Here is an 18,833-nt window from a genome sequence, read left to right as displayed (position 1 = left end):
CATAGATTGTTCTTTTTCAATTATATGGGCTTTGGGTTCAATTTGAGAGTTTTCTTTCCCAGTCGAGGGCTGTTTTGCAGATGAGTTTTAAATCGTTATATAGGGGCTTCCACCCCATTAGTTGTGTGATCTTTGTATTGTCGGCAACAAGTATCGCAGGGTCGCCCGCTCTTCTTTGTGTAATTTCAACCCTAAAGTCGTTGCCGCTTACCTCCTTCATTGTTTGGATTACCTCTTTTACAGAGAAACCCTTACCATAGCCGCAGTTGAACACATCGCTTTTGTTGTTTTTGATATATTCTAAGGCCTTTAGATGGGCTACAGCCAAATCATCCACATCGATATAGTCCCTTATGCATGTGCCGTCGGGTGTTGGATAATCATCCCCAAATATAAACATCTTATCCCTTTTGCCCAGTGCCGTCTGTGCTGCAACCTTTATCAGATGCGTTGCATTTTTTGTGCTCTGGCCTATTAGGCCTTCCTTGTCTGCGCCTGCCACATTGAAGTATCTTAAAGCTACATACCTAAAGCCTTTGTGGGCTTCTGCTGCATCCTTTAGGATATTTTCAACAAACAGCTTACTTTTGCCGTAAGGGTTTATAGGCTCTGTTGGGTGGGTTTCCTTGATTCTATCCTTAGCCGATAACTCTGGTTGTCCATACACGGCTGCCGTTGAGGAGAATATGAAATAATCTACACCGTAATCTATACAGCACTTTATTAGGTGCATTCCATTGGATGTATTGTTTAGATAGTATTTAAGCGGATTTTCGACACTTTCTGGCACTATCAAGCTTGCCGCAAAGTGTATAACAGCATCAAACCCGTGGGTTTTGAATAGGTTTTGCGTATCGTTCCAATTTGACAGATCCAGCTTAATAAACTCAAAATCCCTGATGGTCTTCAGTGTCTCTATTGTCCTTAAAAAACCGGTGGAGAGGTTATCCACTATCGTTAGCTCAAAGTTCGTCTCTTTGAGTATGTGCTTTGCAACATGGCTTCCAATATACCCCGCCCCACCGGTGATCAGGATTTTCATGGATTAAACCTCCCAATTTTTGGTGAGTTTTTATTTTATTTTTTATCTTTTGTCAAATAATGTTTGATTTTGAAGGGCAATGTCAACTTTTTTGTGTCACCCCTCTTCCTGTTTGGTTCACTTAGTTTCCCCATCTATCCAAAAGCCTCCATCAGGTATTCAGAGTATCTGAGCTTTCTTGATGAATACTTCTCATCCTTATCTTTGAAGAAAAGGTAAAGGAACTTTTCAGCACTGTCCTCAGAATGGAGATAACCCCTAATTCTTAAAGAATCCTTTAATTCCTTGAAACACCTCTCCATCCAGTTTGTTGTTGAAAAGTATACCTTTATCTTTTCATTGAGGTTTGAGAAGTGTGTATAGTTCTTGACTTTACTTTTTAGGCTGTTTAGGGATTTATAGAGCCTACTCCATTTGTCGATGAACTCATTCATCAAGAGTTCTGCCTCCTCTTGGGTCTTAGCCTCCATTATCTGGTTTAGCTCTTTCAGCATCTCATCCCAGTGTCTCTTTCTCACCTTGCTTTTTATGTTCTTCTTCAGATGAAACCAGCATAGCTGATGCTTTGCTTTGGGGAATGCCTCCTCTATTGATCTTGAGAGCCCTTTTAGATCATCGCTGATTATCATTCTGACATTCTTTAGTCCCCTTGATTTTAGGTCCTCAAATATCTCTCTCCACATCTGTGTATTCTCATTGCCTCCAGGTAGGAAGTATGCAAGTATGTTTCTTCTGCCGTCGTATCTCAATCCCAGAACAGCATAAACTGCCTCTTTTTCTACACTGTCCCTCTTCAGAGGCAGGTATGTTGCATCTATGTATAGGACTGGATACTCATCATCCAACCTTCTGTTTTTGAACTCCTCTATGACCTCTTTTGGTATGTCGGAAATATAGCTTGCAAACTGGGATGATATGGAACATCCAATGAGATTTTCTAAAACCTTGCCTGCCTTCCTTGATGAGACTCCAGACACGAACATTGCCCTTATTATGTCATCAAGGAGAAACATCACCCTCTTTCTCTCAGGCAATACATCGCTTTTGAACTTGCCGTCCCTTGTTCTGGGGATGGAAAGCTCCATCTGACCTAATATTGTTTTTGGTGACCTTGTGTAATATCCATTTGCCCTTGTTGATTTGTTCTCTTCTAAGTACCTGTCTCTTTCCTCTTTCATGATCCTTTCAATCATTGACTTGAATTCTTCCTTCAATTGTGTAAAAATCAAATCATACATGTGTTTTTCCTCCTTTGAAGGGTTAGTGTCAAAGAGGGGTTATAACATATAACCCCTCTCCCTTCAAAGGGTGACACAAGTAATTTTACACTGCCCGGGGGCATTATAAGAATAAGAAGTGATCTTAAGAATAAAAGCAAGACCTTTCCCAATCAGCTTGGAAAACCCATTCAGAACCCAACAGTAAGGTGGGTGTTTGAGAACTTCTTTGCCATACATCTACTTATTCTAAACAACCAAGAGCAAATTGTTGGGTTGGAAGATAAGCATAGGCTTATATTGGAGCTGTTGGGTGGAGATTATATGAGGTTTTATGGTATAAATGGAGGGAGAGGTGCGGAATGAGGGCTAAAAATAAAGTTTTCACTAAAATACCTTTTTGCTTTTTCATAATCTTCTGGAATACCTATATCTATAAAATAACTATTAAAAACTTTTCCTTTTGCTTTTAAGTTTTGAAAATTATTCTCTAAAAACTCTTCAAAAGAAAACTTTTTTGGCAAATTAAAATCATCAAAAATTTCTCTTTTTAATAAATATATTCCTCCATTGATAAACCCCTGATTATAATATGACTTTTCTTTAAAATTTCGAATATATCTATTTTCATCTATTTCAACAACTCCATACCTGTCAAAATCTTTCATTTCTTTTAATGCAATTTCTATTAAATTACTATCTAATTTCATTTTTGACAAATCAACATCAAAAAAAGTATCCCCGTTTAAAACATAAACTTCATCATTCTTTGTCAGCTTTAAAGAATCTTTTATAGCTCCGCCTGTGCCTAACTGTTCTTTTTCTATATTATAAACTAATTCAATATCTTTATATTTGTCACCAAAATAATCTTTTATCACTTCCCATTTATACCCAACAGATAAAATAACTTTTTTTATATTTTGATTATTCAAAAACTCTAAAATATACTCTAAAAAAGGCTTATCATTTATAGGAGCCATAGGTTTTGGCACATCACTAACTACACTTCTAAGCCTTGTCCCAAGTCCCCCAGCTAAAACAATAGCTTCCACTAAAATCCTTTACCAAAAATAGCTTCTTCTATAACTGAACATAAAATATGCCCTATTAATATATGAGCTTCTTGAATTCTTGGAGTTTCGCTTGATGGCACACATATACAATAATCACACAATTCTTTCATCTTTCCTCCACTTTCACCTGTTAAGCCAATTGTAATAAGCCCTTTTTCTTTTGCTGTTTTTAATCCTTCTATAATATTTTTTGAGTTTCCGCTTGTAGAAATCCCTAAAAATACATCTCCTTTAACTCCATTTGCTTCAATTTGTCTTGAAAAAAGATATTCATATCCGTAATCATTTCCAATAGCTGTAATTATACTTGTATCAGTTGTAAGAGCTATTGCTGGAAGGGCAGGTCTATCGAAATAAAATTTACTAACCAATTCTCCTGCAATATGTTGAGCATCTGCTGCACTTCCTCCATTACCTGCAATTAACAGCTTATTTCCCTTTTTATAAGTCTCTATTAACAAATTACCGATTTCTAATATCTCATTGATTAATTTTTCATTATCTAAAATACTCTTTTTAACTTCATAAGATTTTTTTATCTGAGTTTCTACAAACTTTTTCATCCTCTCTCCTTTTTAATTCAAAATTTATAATTTAAAATTCATAATTAATTTATACTTTCCAGCCTTTTGTTCCTTCTTTTGTAAAATGAAAATTATAAACTTGTCCGCCTTGTTTGTTTAGCAAATTAATTAAATGATATTTTTTAGTTGGATCTACCATAAAAAACATAAATCCACCACCACCTGCACCACTTACTTTACCACTATATGCTCCATTCTCCATTGCGAGATTATAGATTCTATCTATTTCACTATTTGAAATAGCTGAGCTTACTCTTTTTTTTGCTTCCCAAGATTTTCCTAAAATTTTAGCAAAATTTTTAATATCACCTTTTAGTAAATACTCTTTCATCTTTATTGCATCTTCTTTTACTTCATGCATTGCTTCAAGCGATTTTTCTTTTTTTAAAACACTTTCTTTTTCTTTTTCAATAACACTTGCACTTCTTTGTATGCCTGTAAAATATAAAATTATACTTTCTTCTAATTCATCTATTATCCAATTTTTTACTCTTAAAGGATTAACAATTACTCTTTTATCTCCATAAAATTCCATAAAATTAAATCCTCCAAAAGTAGCCGCATACTGATCTTGTGCTCCTCCAACTATTCCTATATCTTCTCTCTCTATTTCATAAGCCAATTTTGCTATATCATACTCACCAAGTGGCAAATTAAGCCATTCTACAAAAGCCTTTATAATAGCAACAACTAATGTAGAACTTCCCCCAAGTCCACTTCCACTTGGAACATCTGAATACGTAATAAGTTTAAAAGATAGCGGTTTTTTAACAAAATTTTTTACAATTCTATTATAAATCCCTTTATATAAATCCATTTTCCCATCTAATTCTAAAAATTCTTTGCTATCAATTTCTAAATACTCATCATTATCAACAGAATGAAAAATAATTTTTCCATTATCCAACTTTTCTAATGTAGTATGAGCATATAATGAAATAGTAGCATTTAATACATATCCAACATATCTACTTGCATAAACATCTAAATCCGTTCCTCCTCCTGCAAGACCTAATCTAAGTGGTGCTTTAGAGCGAATTAACATTATAAAACCTTTCTACTAACTTATTAATATATAATTTAATTTTTATTTCATTGTTAATAGTAAATTGTCTAATCCAATATGGTAGTTCTTCTGCTATTGTATAAAACTGAAATTTTGTTTTTAAATTTTCTGGCATAGGAATTTTTTTTATATAGCTATTTCCTTTTTCAATAATTTTTCTTTCTATTAAAGTTTCAACTACAAAATTAGCTAATTTTTCATGACTTATTGGGTTACCACTGCCTAAATTATAAATTCCATTATCTATCTTATTATTCCATGCATAATATAAAACTTCACATACATCATCTACATAAACATAATCTCTTTTAATTTCAGCATCAAATAAATCAATATATCCTTTTTCTCTTATAAATTCAAAAAACCTATAAGGCAAACTTGCATTTTTCCCTTTATGAAACTCTCTCATTCCAAAAACATTAAAAAATCTAAATCCTATTACTCTATTTCCAATATTTAAATTATTCAATACAAATTTATCAAATAACCATTTAGAAAAAGCATATTCATTATGAGGTTTTTCACACTCTTTTTTAATTTTAAAACACTGACTATTTCCATATACTGCACTACTAGATGCATAAATAAATGGTATGTTATTTTCTTTTGAAAAATAGAACCAAAATTTAGAATGTTCAAAATTATCATCTAACATAATATTACAATCATTAATCAATACATCAGCATTTGCACCAATATGAAAAACCACTTCAATGTCATAATTTTTTAATACATTTTTTAAATAATCAAATCCTTTTTGAAAATTCAACACATCAGTAAATTCTAAATCAACAATATTTTTATATTTATTTTTCTGAGAAAATTCATCAATAATAATAATATCTTTTCTTCCTTTTTTGTTAAGATATTCTACTAAATTACTACCTATAAATCCCGCTCCTCCAGTTATAATAATCATTAAAAATCCCTTCTGTTAAGTTTTTCTATCAATTGATTAATAATACTATCCCATTTTAAATATTTATTGTAAAATGCATATGCATTTTTCTCCATTTCTATAATATCACTATTAAAAAACATTTTTTTTATAGCATTTACTAACTCTTCAACATTATTTGGTTCTATTATATAACCTGTTTTTTTATCTTCTACAAGTTCATATATACTACCAACTTTAGTAACTATACAAGGTGTACTATTAGAGTAAGCAATTTGAACTGTTCCTGTCTGAGTTCCATCTTTGTATGGCAATACAACCGCATAAGAGTTTTTTATTATTTCATCAAATTCTTCATCACTAATTAAATAATTTTTTATAACTAAATTTTCTTTTGGAATCTGTTGTATTAAATTTTTATATTTAGATATATCACCATCTCCTGCTATAACAAACTTTAACTTTTTCATATTTTCATCTTTTAATATTTTTATTATTGCTTTTAAAAAGACATCTATCCCTTTATACTCCTCTATTCTACCTAATACTGAAAAATATTGTCTTTTTGATTTATTTATGAAACTTTTCTCTTTTCTATGACTACCAAGTGGTAAAACAAAAATTTTGTTAGCTTCCTTATTATAATATTTTATTATATCATTTTTTAATGATTTTCCTGCTACTATAACTAAATCACTTAAAATAGATTGAATCTTTTGAGAATAAAATATAATTTTTGCATAACTTGTTCCTGAATGAGGCAATGGATCATGTATTTGAGAAATTATTTTAATATTTTTAAATAATTTTACTAATATTATTGCAATATTATTAAGGGTATGTGAAGTTACAAAAAACACATAATCATAATTACCTTTTTTCAATAATTTATAAAATTTTATCCAATTTATAGGATTTATAGTATCTATAAACATCTGTTTAGCATTCCCACCGTTTGCTATTACTTTACCAATATTATATTTCTTAATATAATTACTATCTCCACAAATATCTATTTCAATATTATTTTCTTTTAAATATTTATAAAGCATATTCATATAAAGTTCATTTCCTATTGATAATTTAAAACCTACCAATAAAATTTTCATATTTTCAAAACCTTTTCTATTTGAATTTTAATATTTTGTTCTAAGGAAATTAAATTTTTCTTAAATATTTCCATTATTTCTTTTTTTTCTAGCAATAATAGACAATAATTTGCAAACTTTTGAATATCATTAGTTGCAAACAAATGAATATTATTTTCAAAAGGCATTCCATTTAATGCAAATTTTGTACAAACTACAGGTTTTAAATATGACAATGCTTCATAAAGTTTTGTTTGAACACCTATACTCTCTAAAATAGGTACAATAATGATTTTATTATTAGAATAAAAATTTTCTATTTTATTTATTTCCCCAATAATATAAACATTTTTAAATTTCTTTAAATAATTTTCATCTTCATTTCTAAGTCCTCTTCCTGCAATACAAAAAGTAATATTTTTATTATTTTTTAAAATAATAGGCCAAATATTTTCTAAAAAAAATTTTAAAGCATTTATATTTCTTTGACTTCCTAAAAATCCAATGTACCCTATATCATACTTTGCATACTCCTTTACATTCTTTACTTCGAAAGGAAAACTTGGCAAAAACAGACCATTATATTTTTTTGCATTATCTTTATTAAGAAATAAAAATTTTAAATTTTTATTTCTTAATAGGATATCTTCATTATGAAATAAAAATCTATATTCTAACCAATAAAATAATTTACTTAAATTTAATTTTTCATTCTTATACATATATTCAAAATAATCTTTTTCAATGTTGTGCATCACAATTCTTAATTTATCATCATATTTATTACCAAATTCATTTCTAAACCAAATTGCCATATAACTATGTTCTATAAATACTCTATCATAGTTTTTATTTAATAAAATTCTAATTTGTCTCTTAAAACTACTAGGTAATAAATCCAAAAATAAAGATTGTTTTTGAAAGAAAGCTTTAACAAAAGCATTAAAATATGATAAATAATTATCCCTTTTAAAAACAAAAACATTTTTACATATTAATTGTACATTTTCTATATCCAATTTATCAAACCTAGTTATACTTACCAAATCAACATCATACCCTAATTCTACAAGCTTTTTTATTTGATTATATGTAAACTTTGAGCCGGCTTTTTTATTAGGTTCTGGAAAATATGGGGTTATGTATAATATTTTCTTGGCTCTTTCCACTTTCTTATGGGTAACTCCCACAACACTAAATCCCCCTCAAACTCTTGTTGACCAGACTGAAATCAAGTTTGCCTGTTAGAAGGTATACTATAATTCTGTAGTTTTTAAATGTCCTATATCCTCTTGCTTTTGCCTTTGCTGCCTGAATAACAGAGTTTAATCCCTCAAGTATTCCATTGTTGATTCTGCTTCTAAACCAATTTATGATTCCATTCCAGTGTTTTTTAATTGTTCTTGCAGACTCTATTATGGGTTTTAATCTTGAATAGGTTGCCCAGAAATACCATTTTTTCAGGTAGGCTGTAAACTCTTCTTCTGTTTCTGCATTATAGATGTCTTGAAAAGACTGTCTTATGTTATATGCCCTTATAGTTTTCAGATTCATATTTGATATTGTCAATTCTTTCAAAGCCTCTCTCTGTTTTCTTGTGAGATTATGTTTATTCTTAAGCCAGATATATTTGGTTCCTTTCAGCAGTTTATTTTCTTTGGATTCTTGTTTTCTTACACTATCCACTGCCTCATTGATAATCTTAAGGATATGAAACTTATCGAATGTAATATCGGCATTGGGTATGTGTTCTTTTACTCCTTTGATGAATGCAGGCGACATATCGCAACTGACATTTCTAATGTTGTCTATCTCTGCTTTATGCTCTTTAAAGTCTTTTACAAACTCTTTGACTGTTGATGCATCTTTGCCCTCTGCCACAAACAGTGTTCTCCTTTTGTTTAAATCCACAAACAGGGTGATGTATTCATGTCCCTTGGCTATACTTGTTTCATCTATACCTACAGAATCAATATTGGAGGAATCTTCATATTCTTTTGCTTTATTCACATATTTATCAAGCATATCCCATATTTTATCATTGTGGACATTGATGAGTTTAGATACCTGATTAACAGGCATGGATGAGCATAGCTGCAAAAGTAAAGCTTCAAAAAGCAGACTAAATCCACTGCTTACACCCTCCCAGGGAGCTTTTATTGTTTTTATAGTTCCATCCGGCAGTTTTACCCTTGGGATTCTTGCATGAAGATAACACTCATGCTCAAAGAAGTTTAGATGTCTCCACTTCTTTGTTATAGTATCATAAGCACTCTGGTCTGTCAACCTTTTTTTATACACCCAATTAGTCATGTTTTTTAAAAAACCCCCCCTCTTTTTTAATCACACTGCCTCTTTCTGCTCTACTTGTTGTGTTTCTTCTTCTCTTTTGTCAGTATTTCTGTAGTGGTTCTCCAAATACTCCTCAGGAGTACACCTATAATGCCCCGTAAACTTCATCAGATTTTTGAACACTTCTCTTCTCAAATCTGATAAGATTTGAGAAGTAATCAGATGTTCTTAAATCTGATTTAGTCTTAAAAGTTTGATTGATTTGAGGAGGTTGTTGTGTCAAAGAAACACAGAAAGTTTTCTTCTGAGTTTAAGGCCAAAGTGGTCTTAGAGTTGTTGGAAGGTGACAAGAGTGTAAGTGAGATTGCATCCAAATACGGCATATTACCTAAATCCATACATCAGTGGAAGAAGCAGTTTTTGGAGAATGCATCCTTAGCCTTTGAGAATGCTGTCCCGGCAAAGAAGTATAAAGAGGAGATAAGAGAGAAGGAATCCCAAATTGAGGCTCTATCCAAAGCATTGGGTCAGGCTACCATAGAAAGGGACTGGGTATTAAAAAAATTAAAGAGCTTGGGCTTGAAGACTAAGAAGAGCCTGGTGGAGCCCAAGCTCAAAAACCTTTCAATCACCAGGCAAACAGAGCTTTTAGGGATGAACAGGTCTACACTGTATTACAAGAACAAGCCAGAGATTTCAGAAGAAGACATAGAAATCATGAATGCCATTGATGAGATATACACAGAGTTTCCATACTACGGATACAGAAGGATATACCACCAGTTGAGAAGAAAAGGCTTTGATAATGTGGGAAAGAGAAGAATAACAAGGTTCATGAAGATTATGGGCATAAGGGCTTTATATCCCAAAAGGAAGAGATTTAAAACAACAGAATTGGATAAGAACACAAAGGCCTATCCATATCTGCTAAACGACATAATACCCACAAAGCCCAATCAGGTATGGGTCTCAGATATCACATACATCAGGCTCTGTAAGGGCTTTGCCTATCTGTGCGTCATAATGGACCTAAAATCAAGGGCTGTATTATCACACAAACTATCACCAACAATGGATGATGAACTTGTTGTAAGGACTATAGAATCTGCTATAGAAAAATACGGAAGACCCGATATCTTCAACTCTGACCAGGGGAGCCAATACACCTCAAACAGGACAATAGAGCTTCTAAAGAAACACAACATATCCATATCCATGGATGCCAAGGGCAGGTGTTTTGACAACATACACATGGAGAGGTTCTTCAGAAGCTTAAAACAGGAGAATATCTATCCAAGCTGCTATGAGAGATTCAAAGACGCAAAAACTGGAATAGATGAATACATACACACCTACAATAGCAAGAGATTACACTCTGCTATTGGATATAAGACGCCTTTTGAGGTATATGGGTGTATGTCAGAAACAAAAGAAAACATAGTTGCTTGAAAAGGAGGTGAGTAGTCCTGTTAACTGAGGGTTAAGGAGAGAGAAGGAAAAGGGAAATGGGAAGAATTGACTTGACAAGTGGGGGCAATATACGCATAGCCCAATAAAAATAGGAACATTGAACAACATATTGAAAGAAGTTGCAGATTATATTGGAATATCAAAAGAGGAATTGGTAAGGAAGCTGTTTTGCTAAACGAAGATCTGTCGACCTATAGTTCTTGATTCAAAATTTGATTCTTCTTGACTCTCCCTGTTTTAATTCTTATATTTGAATTTGCATTCAGATTTTGAATGAGATGCAGTCCTTGCGAGCACTTCTCAAAAAAGTTTGAAAAATAAGCGAAAAAGAGATAAGTTTAAATAAAAGTAGCAATCTCGGAAAAGGGGTTGATCCTTATGCGGAAATTTGATTCTGTTACCCATAAAAACGACGAGCTTACACATATATTATCTTTCTTAAAGTCAAACAAACAATACTTACAATCTAAATTCCATGTAAAAGAAATAGGGGTTTTTGGAACTATGGTTAGAGGAGAGCAATCAAATGATAGCGATATTGACATACTTGTGAAATTCGATAAGTATCACAAGGACTTCTTAAATTATATGAGGTTAAAGCATTATCTTGAGAAGATATTTAACAAAAAAGTCGATCTCGTTACGAAAAGTGCGATTAAATCTCAAATAAAAGAAGAAATTTTAAACGAAGTAATTTATGTCTAAATCTAAGATAAAATGGAGAGAAATAGCAGGTTTTAGAGATGTGCTGATACATGACTACTTTGGTGTTGATGCTGAATCTGTATGGGATACTATAAAGAATAATTTACCTACTCTAAAGAAACAAATAAAAAAGATTTTGGAGGAGCTTGAAAATGTATAGGCTATGCATTTAAATCTTCTTGACCTTGTCTATTTTATTTCTATAATTGCGTTCAGAGTTTGAACAAAGGATAATTGGTAGGATTGGTGAATGGGATAATGGGTTAATTGGTGAATGGTAGAGGGAGAAGGAGCTTTGGAGCAGGAAAAAGTAAATTAAAAAGGTTTTTTAGTTTTAGATTCTGGATTACACAAATAAGGTTTGCGATGTTTACAATGGGATTGAGTAGGAGGGTACGGTAATTAAAAACAGTAACCAAACAGCGCACTTAAACACAATTACTCCGCTAGCAAAAACTTCTAATCTAAAATTCAAAATTCAAAATTCAAAATTATTTAAAAGTTTCGGACTGAATTCAGAGGCAAATGCTAACTCTCTTCGCTCTCACCTTACAAAAAGCGCATTGGGCACATTCCTGTTAAAGGTTTCCTCGGTAGGTTTAGGATTTCTAACAAGCTTACTTCTTGCTCACATGTTAGGAGCAAAGGGATATGGGGCTTATGCCTATGCATTATCGTTGGTAGATTTTATCAATGTTTTTGTTGTGTTTGGCTTGCCTGTACTAACCACTAAGCAGGTATCCATATATAGTAGCAAAAAGAAATGGGGGTATCTAAGAGGCTTTTTGAAATGGTCAGAGAGAGTCATTCTTATAAATGCCATAATAGCTGCGAGCTTATCTTTTGTAATCACGTTCATATTTCAAAGCCATTTAAACCATGAAATGCTTTTACCATTTAGAATAGCTGTATTACTATTGCCTTTCTTAGGTCTTCTGCAGCTTAAAGAGGCAGCAATACAGGGACTTAAACACATTATAATGGGTCAAATCTCAAGTTCTACAATTAGACCTTTGATTTTCCTTATAGTTATTGCTATCGCTTATTTTTCTAAAATAAATTTAAATCCTTCAAGAACTATAGAGTTAAATATAGTTGCAGTGATAGTCGCTTTAGTCTTTTCGTTTTATATTTTAAGAAACTACCTGCCGCCCGAAATTAAGCTCGAAAAAGCAAAATACAAAGCAAAATTCTGGATAAAAAGCGCTTTACCACTCTTATTGTCAGGTGTATTAGGTTTGATCAACTCTCAAACAGATATTATTATGCTGGGAGCAATGAAAGGAGCTTATGCGACTGGTATATATGCTGTAGCAACAAGGGTGGCAACTCTTATCGTTTTCATTCTTGCCTCCGTTAACGCAGCTATGGCCCCGACGATTGCAGAATTATACGCTAAAAATAACTTGAAACAATTACAAAATGTTATTACAAAAAGTGCAAGAGCTGTATTTTTTCTCTCTTTACCAATAGCTGTTTTTTTGATATACAAAGGTAAGCTGGCTTTATGGTTGTTTGGCAAGGAATTTATGGCTGGTAGTAGTACATTGGCAATATTAAGTATCGGACAGTTAATAAATGCCTCCGCTGGCTCAGTGGGATTAATACTTGCAATGACAGGACATGAGAAGGATGTAGCTTTTGGCGTGGGAGTGAGTGCTGTGGTTAATGTGATTTTAAACGCTATGCTTATACCACACCTTGGTGCAAAAGGGGCAGCAATTGCGACCTCAACCAGTATGATAATGTGGAATATAATCCTTGGGATTTATGTTTATAAAAGGACAAGACTTGATCCGACGGCTTTGGGGGCATGGAAGCAGTAAGGCTCTTTCCAAAAATCTATGGGTAATTCAAGCTCTGTTGGAGATGTTAAACTATGCAAAGAATAATTGATAAATTATTCTTTGCATTCTTCTCTTTAAGAAGTTAGAATTACCCAGAATTATGTTGTTATTGGCTGCATCTGTTGTGTTGCATTCATTTATTACCTTTTTATTGGAGGATGAGCTCTGTGGCTAATGTTATGCAGGAACTGTTTGAAAAGGCATTGGGTATTGCACCACCCTGGTTTATAGAAAGGATAGAGTTTAGTCAAGATGAGAAAAGATTGGACATATACATAAATTTCAAAAGAGGTTCCAAATTCAGCTATTTTGATAATAAAAACAACAAAGAGTTCTCTAATTTAAGCGCTTATGATACTACAACAAAGAAGTGGAGACATCTGAATTTCTTTGAGCATGAGTGTTATCTTCATGCAAGAATCCCAAGGGTAAAACTGCCGGATGGAACTATAAAAACAATAAAAGCTCCCTGGGAGGGTGTAAGCAGTGGATTTAGTCTGCTTTTTGAAGCTTTACTTTTGCAGCTATGCTCATCCATGCCTGTTAATCAGGTATCTAAACTCATCAATGTCCATAATGATAAAATATGGGATATGCTTGATAGATATGTGAATAAAGCAAAAGAATATGAAGATTTCTCCAATATTGATTCTGTAGGTATAGATGAAACAAGTATAGCCAAGGGACATGAATACATCACCCTGTTTGTGGATTTAAACAAAAGGAGAACACTGTTTGTGGCAGAGGGCAAAGATGCATCAACAGTCAAAGAGTTTGTAAAAGACTTTAAAGAGCATAAAGCAGAGATAGACAACATTAGAAATGTCAGTTGCGATATGTCGCCTGCATTCATCAAAGGAGTAAAAGAACACATACCCAATGCCGATATTACATTCGATAAGTTTCATATCCTTAAGATTATCAATGAGGCAGTGGATAGTGTAAGAAAACAAGAATCCAAAGAAAATAAACTGCTGAAAGGAACCAAATATATCTGGCTTAAGAATAAACATAATCTCACAAGAAAACAGAGAGAGGCTTTGAAAGAATTGACAATATCAAATATGAATCTGAAAACTATAAGGGCATATAACATAAGACAGTCCTTTCAGGACATCTATAATGCAGAAACAGAAGAAGAGTTTACAGCCTACCTGAAAAAATGGTATTTCTGGGCAACCCATTCAAGATTAAAACCCATAATAGAGTCTGCAAGAACAATTAAAAAACACTGGAATGGAATCATAAATTGGTTTAGAAGCAGAATCAACAATGGAATACTTGAGGGATTAAACTCTGTTATTCAGGCAGCAAAGGCAAAAGCAAGAGGATATAGGACATTTAAAAACTACAGAATTATAGTATACCTTCTAACAGGCAAACTTGATTTCAGTCTGGTCAACAAGAGTTTGAGGGGGATTTAGTGTTGTGGGAGTTACCCATAAGAAAGTGGAAAGAGCCAAGAAAAACAAGTGAGGGCGGGTATAATATGAAGTGTAAACTTCCTAATTTATTTATTGTAGGTGCAGGAAAATGTGGAACAACTTCTTTGTATTATTATTTAAAGCAACATTCAAAAATATATTTACCTGATTTTAAAGAACCTCAATATTTATCGTTTAAACATTTTTTAAATGATATTGAAAAAGTTGTTTATCCTCACAAACTCAATGAATTCGTATTGTCAGAAAATGAATATTTTAGTCTATATCGTAACGATGATATTGAAAATAAAAAATATATTGGTGATGCATCTACAGCTGCTTTTGTATTTTATGAGGAATTTTATAAAAGTGTTCAACAATATTATGAGAAACCGCAAACTAATAAAATAATAATTATTTTAAGAAATCCAATAGAAGCAACAATTTCACATTATTTAATGTATAAGCGAATATTTGAAATATATAATGGAGCAAAATATCGTTCATTAGAGGAAGCGATAAAAATAGAAAAAAAAATGTTTCAAAATAAATATTATGCAATTTGTCACACTTTTAGATACAAATTCTTTGATAGAATAAAATTTTTTAAAAATCATTTTGATGATGTCTTGATATTGTTTCATGAGGATCTAAAATACAATAAAGATAAAGTTTTAACTGATATTTTTACATTTTTAGATATAGAAAAAGAGAATATAAATACAAGTGAAAATTTAAATGAAACAATATTTCCAAAAAATAGTTTTGCAAAAATATTTTATAAAGATAGTAAATTTAAAATATTAACTAAAAAAATACTTCCTTCATCTTTGTATATTTCTTTGAAAAAAACTAGAGATAATTTTTTAGGTACGAAACAAAAAAATATTAGCGAAAAAGAGATTTTAATATTACAAAATATATTTAAAGAAGATATAATTAAAACTTCGGAGTTATTAAAAAAGGATTTAACAAAATGGATAAAATAAATTGCCAAATATGTTCAACTAAGCTTGAACAAACAAATATTACACATAATGAATATAGACTTTATAGTTGTGAAAATTGTGATTTTCATGCTTGGTATCCAAGAAAAATAGATGTTTCTTTTTATGAAAATGATGATTTAGGATTTCAGCAAAATTTGCATGAAGATATTCAAAGATTGCCTCTTTGGACAGAATTCTTTTTTAAAAATTTAAACAAGATCGGTGCAACTGGTAAAAAAATCTTAGATGTTGGCTGTGGAAATGGTTCTTTTTTGAAAGAAATGAAAGATAAAGGATATGATTGTTACGGTTTAGATTTAGATAGATATGCTGTAAAAGTAGCTAAAAAAAAGATAGCAGAAGATAAAATCTTCCATTGTAAGTTAGAAGATTTAGAAAAGATTGATAGTAAATTTTTAGGTTATTTTGATATTATAACTTTTTTTGAAGTTATAGAACATCAAGATGATTTAGATAATTTTATAAACCATTTAAAAAAATATCTCAAACCACACGGAGTATTAGTAGGTAGCACACCAAATACAAATAGATGGATAAATGGATTGGGTTTTAGGGAAGTGTCTGATTACCCTCCACATCATTTTAATTGGTTTAGCTTGAAGTCATTAAATAAACTATTTGAAAAACATCAATTTAGTGTCAGTTTTTATCCGGCATATACTAAAGTGACTGGAGCAGATTTGAGATATAGGGTGCTTAGTGCTATATTTAAAGAGAAGTATGCAAGAGCTACTAAGCCAATAATAGTTTCACAAGAATCTTCATTTTATGTTAAATCTAAAAAGAGTATTCGAAGAAAAATAAGACAAGTTTTGGATTTAGCATTTTTAATTTTATCTCCAATTGCTACTCTTCTTAATAAAAATAAAGAAATTTCATTTCATATAGGGTTTATTGCAAAATATGAAAAGTAGATTGGTTGTTTTTGATTTGGATAATACACTATTTAGTATAAATACACATCACTATTTTAGTGATCATTTTTTTAAAAGTAAAAGTAAATTTATATACTTGATCTATAAAATTTTATCATTAAAACTTTTTGTTCATTTATATTATATGTTTACAAAAAGAGATATTAAAAGAGATTTTTCTGTTTATATGTTTTCGTTTTTTAGTTCTAAGATACTCGATGATGGGTTAGAAAAAATTTTTAAAAATCTAGATGATTATAAAATTGATAAAACATTTAATTTATTAAATAAAATGAAAAGTAAAGGTTATAAGGTCATAGTATTGAGTGCAACTGTTGATTTTATTGCTAAGTATATAGCTAACAAATATGATATAGAGATATATTCATCCATAATAAAAAATGGTAAATACTATTTTGATATGACGGGTCAAAAAGTAAACTATGTAGATGAACATTTTAGTAAATATGAAAAATACCTTTTTGTAAGTGATAATAAAGAAGATATAAATAAAGAATTTAAAAATTATATTTATGTGTATAAAGATATGTACTTTAAAAATATAGAAATAGAGAGTTTTGAATGTTAAAAATTTAGGCTCTTTCCAACCCCCCCCCTTCCGCACCCAAACCTCCATTTTAACCAAACCCAAATGCACAGTAAACGCACAGAGCGAAAAATAATGAAAAGGGTTGTAAAACAAATGGAACAGAAAATGCTTTCACCTACCCCTAAAAAGAGGGGGTATTCAAATGACACAGCAAAAGGCAGTTATCAAGAACATGGATCACTTAGGACTGATAGCCGGTATGATAGATGAACTGAAGATTAAAGAAACCATAGATGATGCAATACCATCATCAAGTAAATCAAAGAACCTGGTAGTGTAAAATTACTTGTGTCACCCTTTGAAGGGAGAGGGGTTATATGTTATAACCCCTCTTTGACACTAACCCTTCAAAGGAGGAAAAACACATGTATGATTTGATTTTTACACAATTGAAGGAAGAATTCAAGTCAATGATTGAAAGGATCATGAAAGAGGAAAGAGACAGGTACTTAGAAGAGAACAAATCAACAAGGGCAAATGGATATTACACAAGGTCACCAAAAACAATATTAGGTCAGATGGAGCTTTCCATCCCCAGAACAAGGGACGGCAAGTTCAAAAGCGATGTATTGCCTGAGAGAAAGAGGGTGATGTTTCTCCTTGATGACATAATAAGGGCAATGTTCGTGTCTGGAGTCTCATCAAGGAAGGCAGGCAAGGTTTTAGAAAATCTCATTGGATGTTCCATATCATCCCAGTTTGCAAGCTATATTTCCGACATACCAAAAGAGGTCATAGAGGAGTTCAAAAACAGAAGGTTGGATGATGAGTATCCAGTCCTATACATAGATGCAACATACCTGCCTCTGAAGAGGGACAGTGTAGAAAAAGAAGCAGTTTATGCTGTTCTGGGATTGAGATACGACGGCAGAAGAAACATACTTGCATACTTCCTACCTGGAGGCAATGAGAATACACAGATGTGGAGAGAGATATTTGAGGACCTAAAATCAAGGGGACTAAAGAATGTCAGAATGATAATCAGCGATGATCTAAAAGGGCTCTCAAGATCAATAGAGGAGGCATTCCCCAAAGCAAAGCATCAGCTATGCTGGTTTCATCTGAAGAAGAACATAAAAAGCAAGGTGAGAAAGAGACACTGGGATGAGATGCTGAAAGAGCTAAACCAGATAATGGAGGCTAAGACCCAAGAGGAGGCAGAACTCTTGATGAATGAGTTCATCGACAAATGGAGTAGGCTCTATAAATCCCTAAACAGCCTAAAAAGTAAAGTCAAGAACTATACACACTTCTCAAACCTCAATGAAAAGATAAAGGTATACTTTTCAACAACAAACTGGATGGAGAGGTGTTTCAAGGAATTAAAGGATTCTTTAAGAATTAGGGGTTATCTCCATTCTGAGGACAGTGCTGAAAAGTTCCTTTACCTTTTCTTCAAAGATAAGGATGAGAAGTATTCATCAAGAAAGCTCAGATACTCTGAATACCTGATGGAGGCTTTTGGATAGATGGGGAAACTAAGTGAACCAAACAGGAAGAGGGGTGACACAAAAAAGTTGACATTGCCGTGTGGATCACAACAAACTCCTCCTTGCTAATCATTCTGACACTCTCCTTTTTAAAAAGATT

Annotated in this window: 19 protein-coding genes and 1 pseudogene; 10 read left to right on the top strand and 10 right to left on the bottom strand. The window is 32.0% G+C overall.

Annotation, left to right across the window (positions count from 1 at the left end; all coding sequences use genetic code 11):
- Positions 1 to 37 precede the first annotated feature (37 nt).
- From galE to D891_RS09885, 10 genes are all read right to left on the bottom strand, one after another.
- A complete protein-coding gene (galE, locus tag D891_RS0100165; protein WP_025209030.1) occupies positions 38 to 1,042 on the bottom strand; it encodes a UDP-glucose 4-epimerase GalE in 1,005 nt (334 codons plus the stop codon).
- Between the two features lie 134 nt (positions 1,043 to 1,176).
- The gene (locus tag D891_RS0100155) at positions 1,177 to 2,280 is read right to left on the bottom strand and encodes an IS256 family transposase (protein WP_025209016.1); all 1,104 of its coding nucleotides are present in this window, start codon (positions 2,278 to 2,280) and stop codon (positions 1,177 to 1,179) included.
- A gap of 311 nt (positions 2,281 to 2,591) precedes the next feature.
- Positions 2,592 to 3,314 carry a D-glycero-D-manno-heptose 1-phosphate guanosyltransferase gene (gene hddC, locus D891_RS0100150; protein ID WP_025209029.1) on the bottom strand — a complete coding sequence of 241 codons (723 nt, stop codon included), beginning with the start codon at positions 3,312 to 3,314 and terminating at the stop codon, positions 2,592 to 2,594.
- Complete coding sequence (gene gmhA, locus D891_RS0100145; protein ID WP_025209028.1) at positions 3,314 to 3,898, bottom strand: D-sedoheptulose 7-phosphate isomerase; 585 nt, start codon at positions 3,896 to 3,898, stop codon at positions 3,314 to 3,316. Before gmhA ends, hddC begins: the two co-directional genes overlap by 1 nt.
- Before the next feature lie 49 nt (positions 3,899 to 3,947).
- On the bottom strand, positions 3,948 to 4,967 hold the full coding sequence (gene hddA, locus D891_RS0100140; protein WP_025209027.1) for a D-glycero-D-manno-heptose 7-phosphate kinase: 1,020 nt from the start codon (positions 4,965 to 4,967) through the stop codon (positions 3,948 to 3,950).
- Entirely contained in the window at positions 4,948 to 5,904 is a 957-nt protein-coding gene (locus D891_RS0100135) for an NAD-dependent epimerase/dehydratase family protein (protein ID WP_025209026.1), read from the bottom strand. Before D891_RS0100135 ends, hddA begins: the two co-directional genes overlap by 20 nt.
- On the bottom strand, positions 5,904 to 6,992 hold the full coding sequence (locus D891_RS0100130; RefSeq protein WP_025209025.1) for a glycosyltransferase family 4 protein: 1,089 nt from the start codon (positions 6,990 to 6,992) through the stop codon (positions 5,904 to 5,906). Before D891_RS0100130 ends, D891_RS0100135 begins: the two co-directional genes overlap by 1 nt.
- Complete coding sequence (locus D891_RS0100125) at positions 6,989 to 8,161, bottom strand: glycosyltransferase (protein ID WP_025209024.1); 1,173 nt, start codon at positions 8,159 to 8,161, stop codon at positions 6,989 to 6,991. The genes D891_RS0100130 and D891_RS0100125 overlap by 4 nt, the downstream gene beginning before the upstream one ends.
- A gap of 4 nt (positions 8,162 to 8,165) precedes the next feature.
- Positions 8,166 to 9,284: an ISL3 family transposase gene (locus D891_RS0100120; protein WP_084042267.1), complete on the bottom strand. Its 1,119-nt coding sequence runs from the start codon at positions 9,282 to 9,284 to the stop codon at positions 8,166 to 8,168.
- Positions 9,285 to 9,314: 30 nt separating this feature from the next.
- Complete coding sequence (locus D891_RS09885; protein ID WP_198014757.1) at positions 9,315 to 9,458, bottom strand: hypothetical protein; 144 nt, start codon at positions 9,456 to 9,458, stop codon at positions 9,315 to 9,317.
- Positions 9,459 to 9,539: 81 nt separating this feature from the next.
- Between D891_RS09885 and D891_RS0100115 the strand changes: the two genes are divergently transcribed.
- The 10 genes and pseudogenes from D891_RS0100115 to D891_RS0100070 all read left to right on the top strand — a co-directional run bounded on the left by D891_RS0100115 (position 9,540) and on the right by D891_RS0100070 (position 18,712).
- Entirely contained in the window at positions 9,540 to 10,712 is a 1,173-nt protein-coding gene (locus D891_RS0100115; RefSeq protein ID WP_025209023.1) for an IS3 family transposase, read from the top strand.
- A gap of 399 nt (positions 10,713 to 11,111) precedes the next feature.
- A complete protein-coding gene (locus D891_RS0100110) occupies positions 11,112 to 11,438 on the top strand; it encodes a nucleotidyltransferase family protein (RefSeq protein WP_025209022.1) in 327 nt (108 codons plus the stop codon).
- Positions 11,431 to 11,598: a HepT-like ribonuclease domain-containing protein gene (locus D891_RS09665; protein WP_084042272.1), complete on the top strand. Its 168-nt coding sequence runs from the start codon at positions 11,431 to 11,433 to the stop codon at positions 11,596 to 11,598. Before D891_RS0100110 ends, D891_RS09665 begins: the two co-directional genes overlap by 8 nt.
- Positions 11,599 to 12,001: 403 nt before the next feature.
- Positions 12,002 to 13,264: a flippase gene (locus D891_RS0100100; protein ID WP_025209021.1), complete on the top strand. Its 1,263-nt coding sequence runs from the start codon at positions 12,002 to 12,004 to the stop codon at positions 13,262 to 13,264.
- A 179-nt stretch (positions 13,265 to 13,443) separates the two neighbouring features.
- The gene (locus D891_RS0100095; RefSeq protein ID WP_051453538.1) at positions 13,444 to 14,709 is read left to right on the top strand and encodes an ISL3 family transposase; all 1,266 of its coding nucleotides are present in this window, start codon (positions 13,444 to 13,446) and stop codon (positions 14,707 to 14,709) included.
- A complete protein-coding gene (locus D891_RS0100090; protein WP_025209019.1) occupies positions 14,709 to 15,698 on the top strand; it encodes a sulfotransferase domain-containing protein in 990 nt (329 codons plus the stop codon). Before D891_RS0100095 ends, D891_RS0100090 begins: the two co-directional genes overlap by 1 nt.
- The gene (locus tag D891_RS0100085; protein WP_025209018.1) at positions 15,686 to 16,633 is read left to right on the top strand and encodes a class I SAM-dependent methyltransferase; all 948 of its coding nucleotides are present in this window, start codon (positions 15,686 to 15,688) and stop codon (positions 16,631 to 16,633) included. Before D891_RS0100090 ends, D891_RS0100085 begins: the two co-directional genes overlap by 13 nt.
- Positions 16,623 to 17,222 (top strand): haloacid dehalogenase-like hydrolase, encoded by a 600-nt coding sequence (locus tag D891_RS0100080; RefSeq protein ID WP_025209017.1) that lies wholly within the window; start codon positions 16,623 to 16,625, stop codon positions 17,220 to 17,222. Before D891_RS0100085 ends, D891_RS0100080 begins: the two co-directional genes overlap by 11 nt.
- A gap of 163 nt (positions 17,223 to 17,385) precedes the next feature.
- Positions 17,386 to 17,514, top strand: a pseudogene (locus D891_RS09660) (DUF4277 domain-containing protein); the annotation flags it as partial.
- Between the two features lie 94 nt (positions 17,515 to 17,608).
- Positions 17,609 to 18,712, top strand: a complete 1,104-nt coding sequence (locus D891_RS0100070; protein WP_025209016.1) for an IS256 family transposase — start codon at positions 17,609 to 17,611, stop codon at positions 18,710 to 18,712.
- Positions 18,713 to 18,833 lie beyond the last annotated feature (121 nt).

It is taken from the genome of Hippea sp. KM1 (genome assembly GCF_000526195.1).
Taxonomy (GTDB): Bacteria; Campylobacterota_A; Desulfurellia; order Desulfurellales; family Hippeaceae; genus Hippea.
Note: the sequence above shows the minus strand (reverse complement) of the source record. Positions and strands in the feature narration are given on the sequence as shown.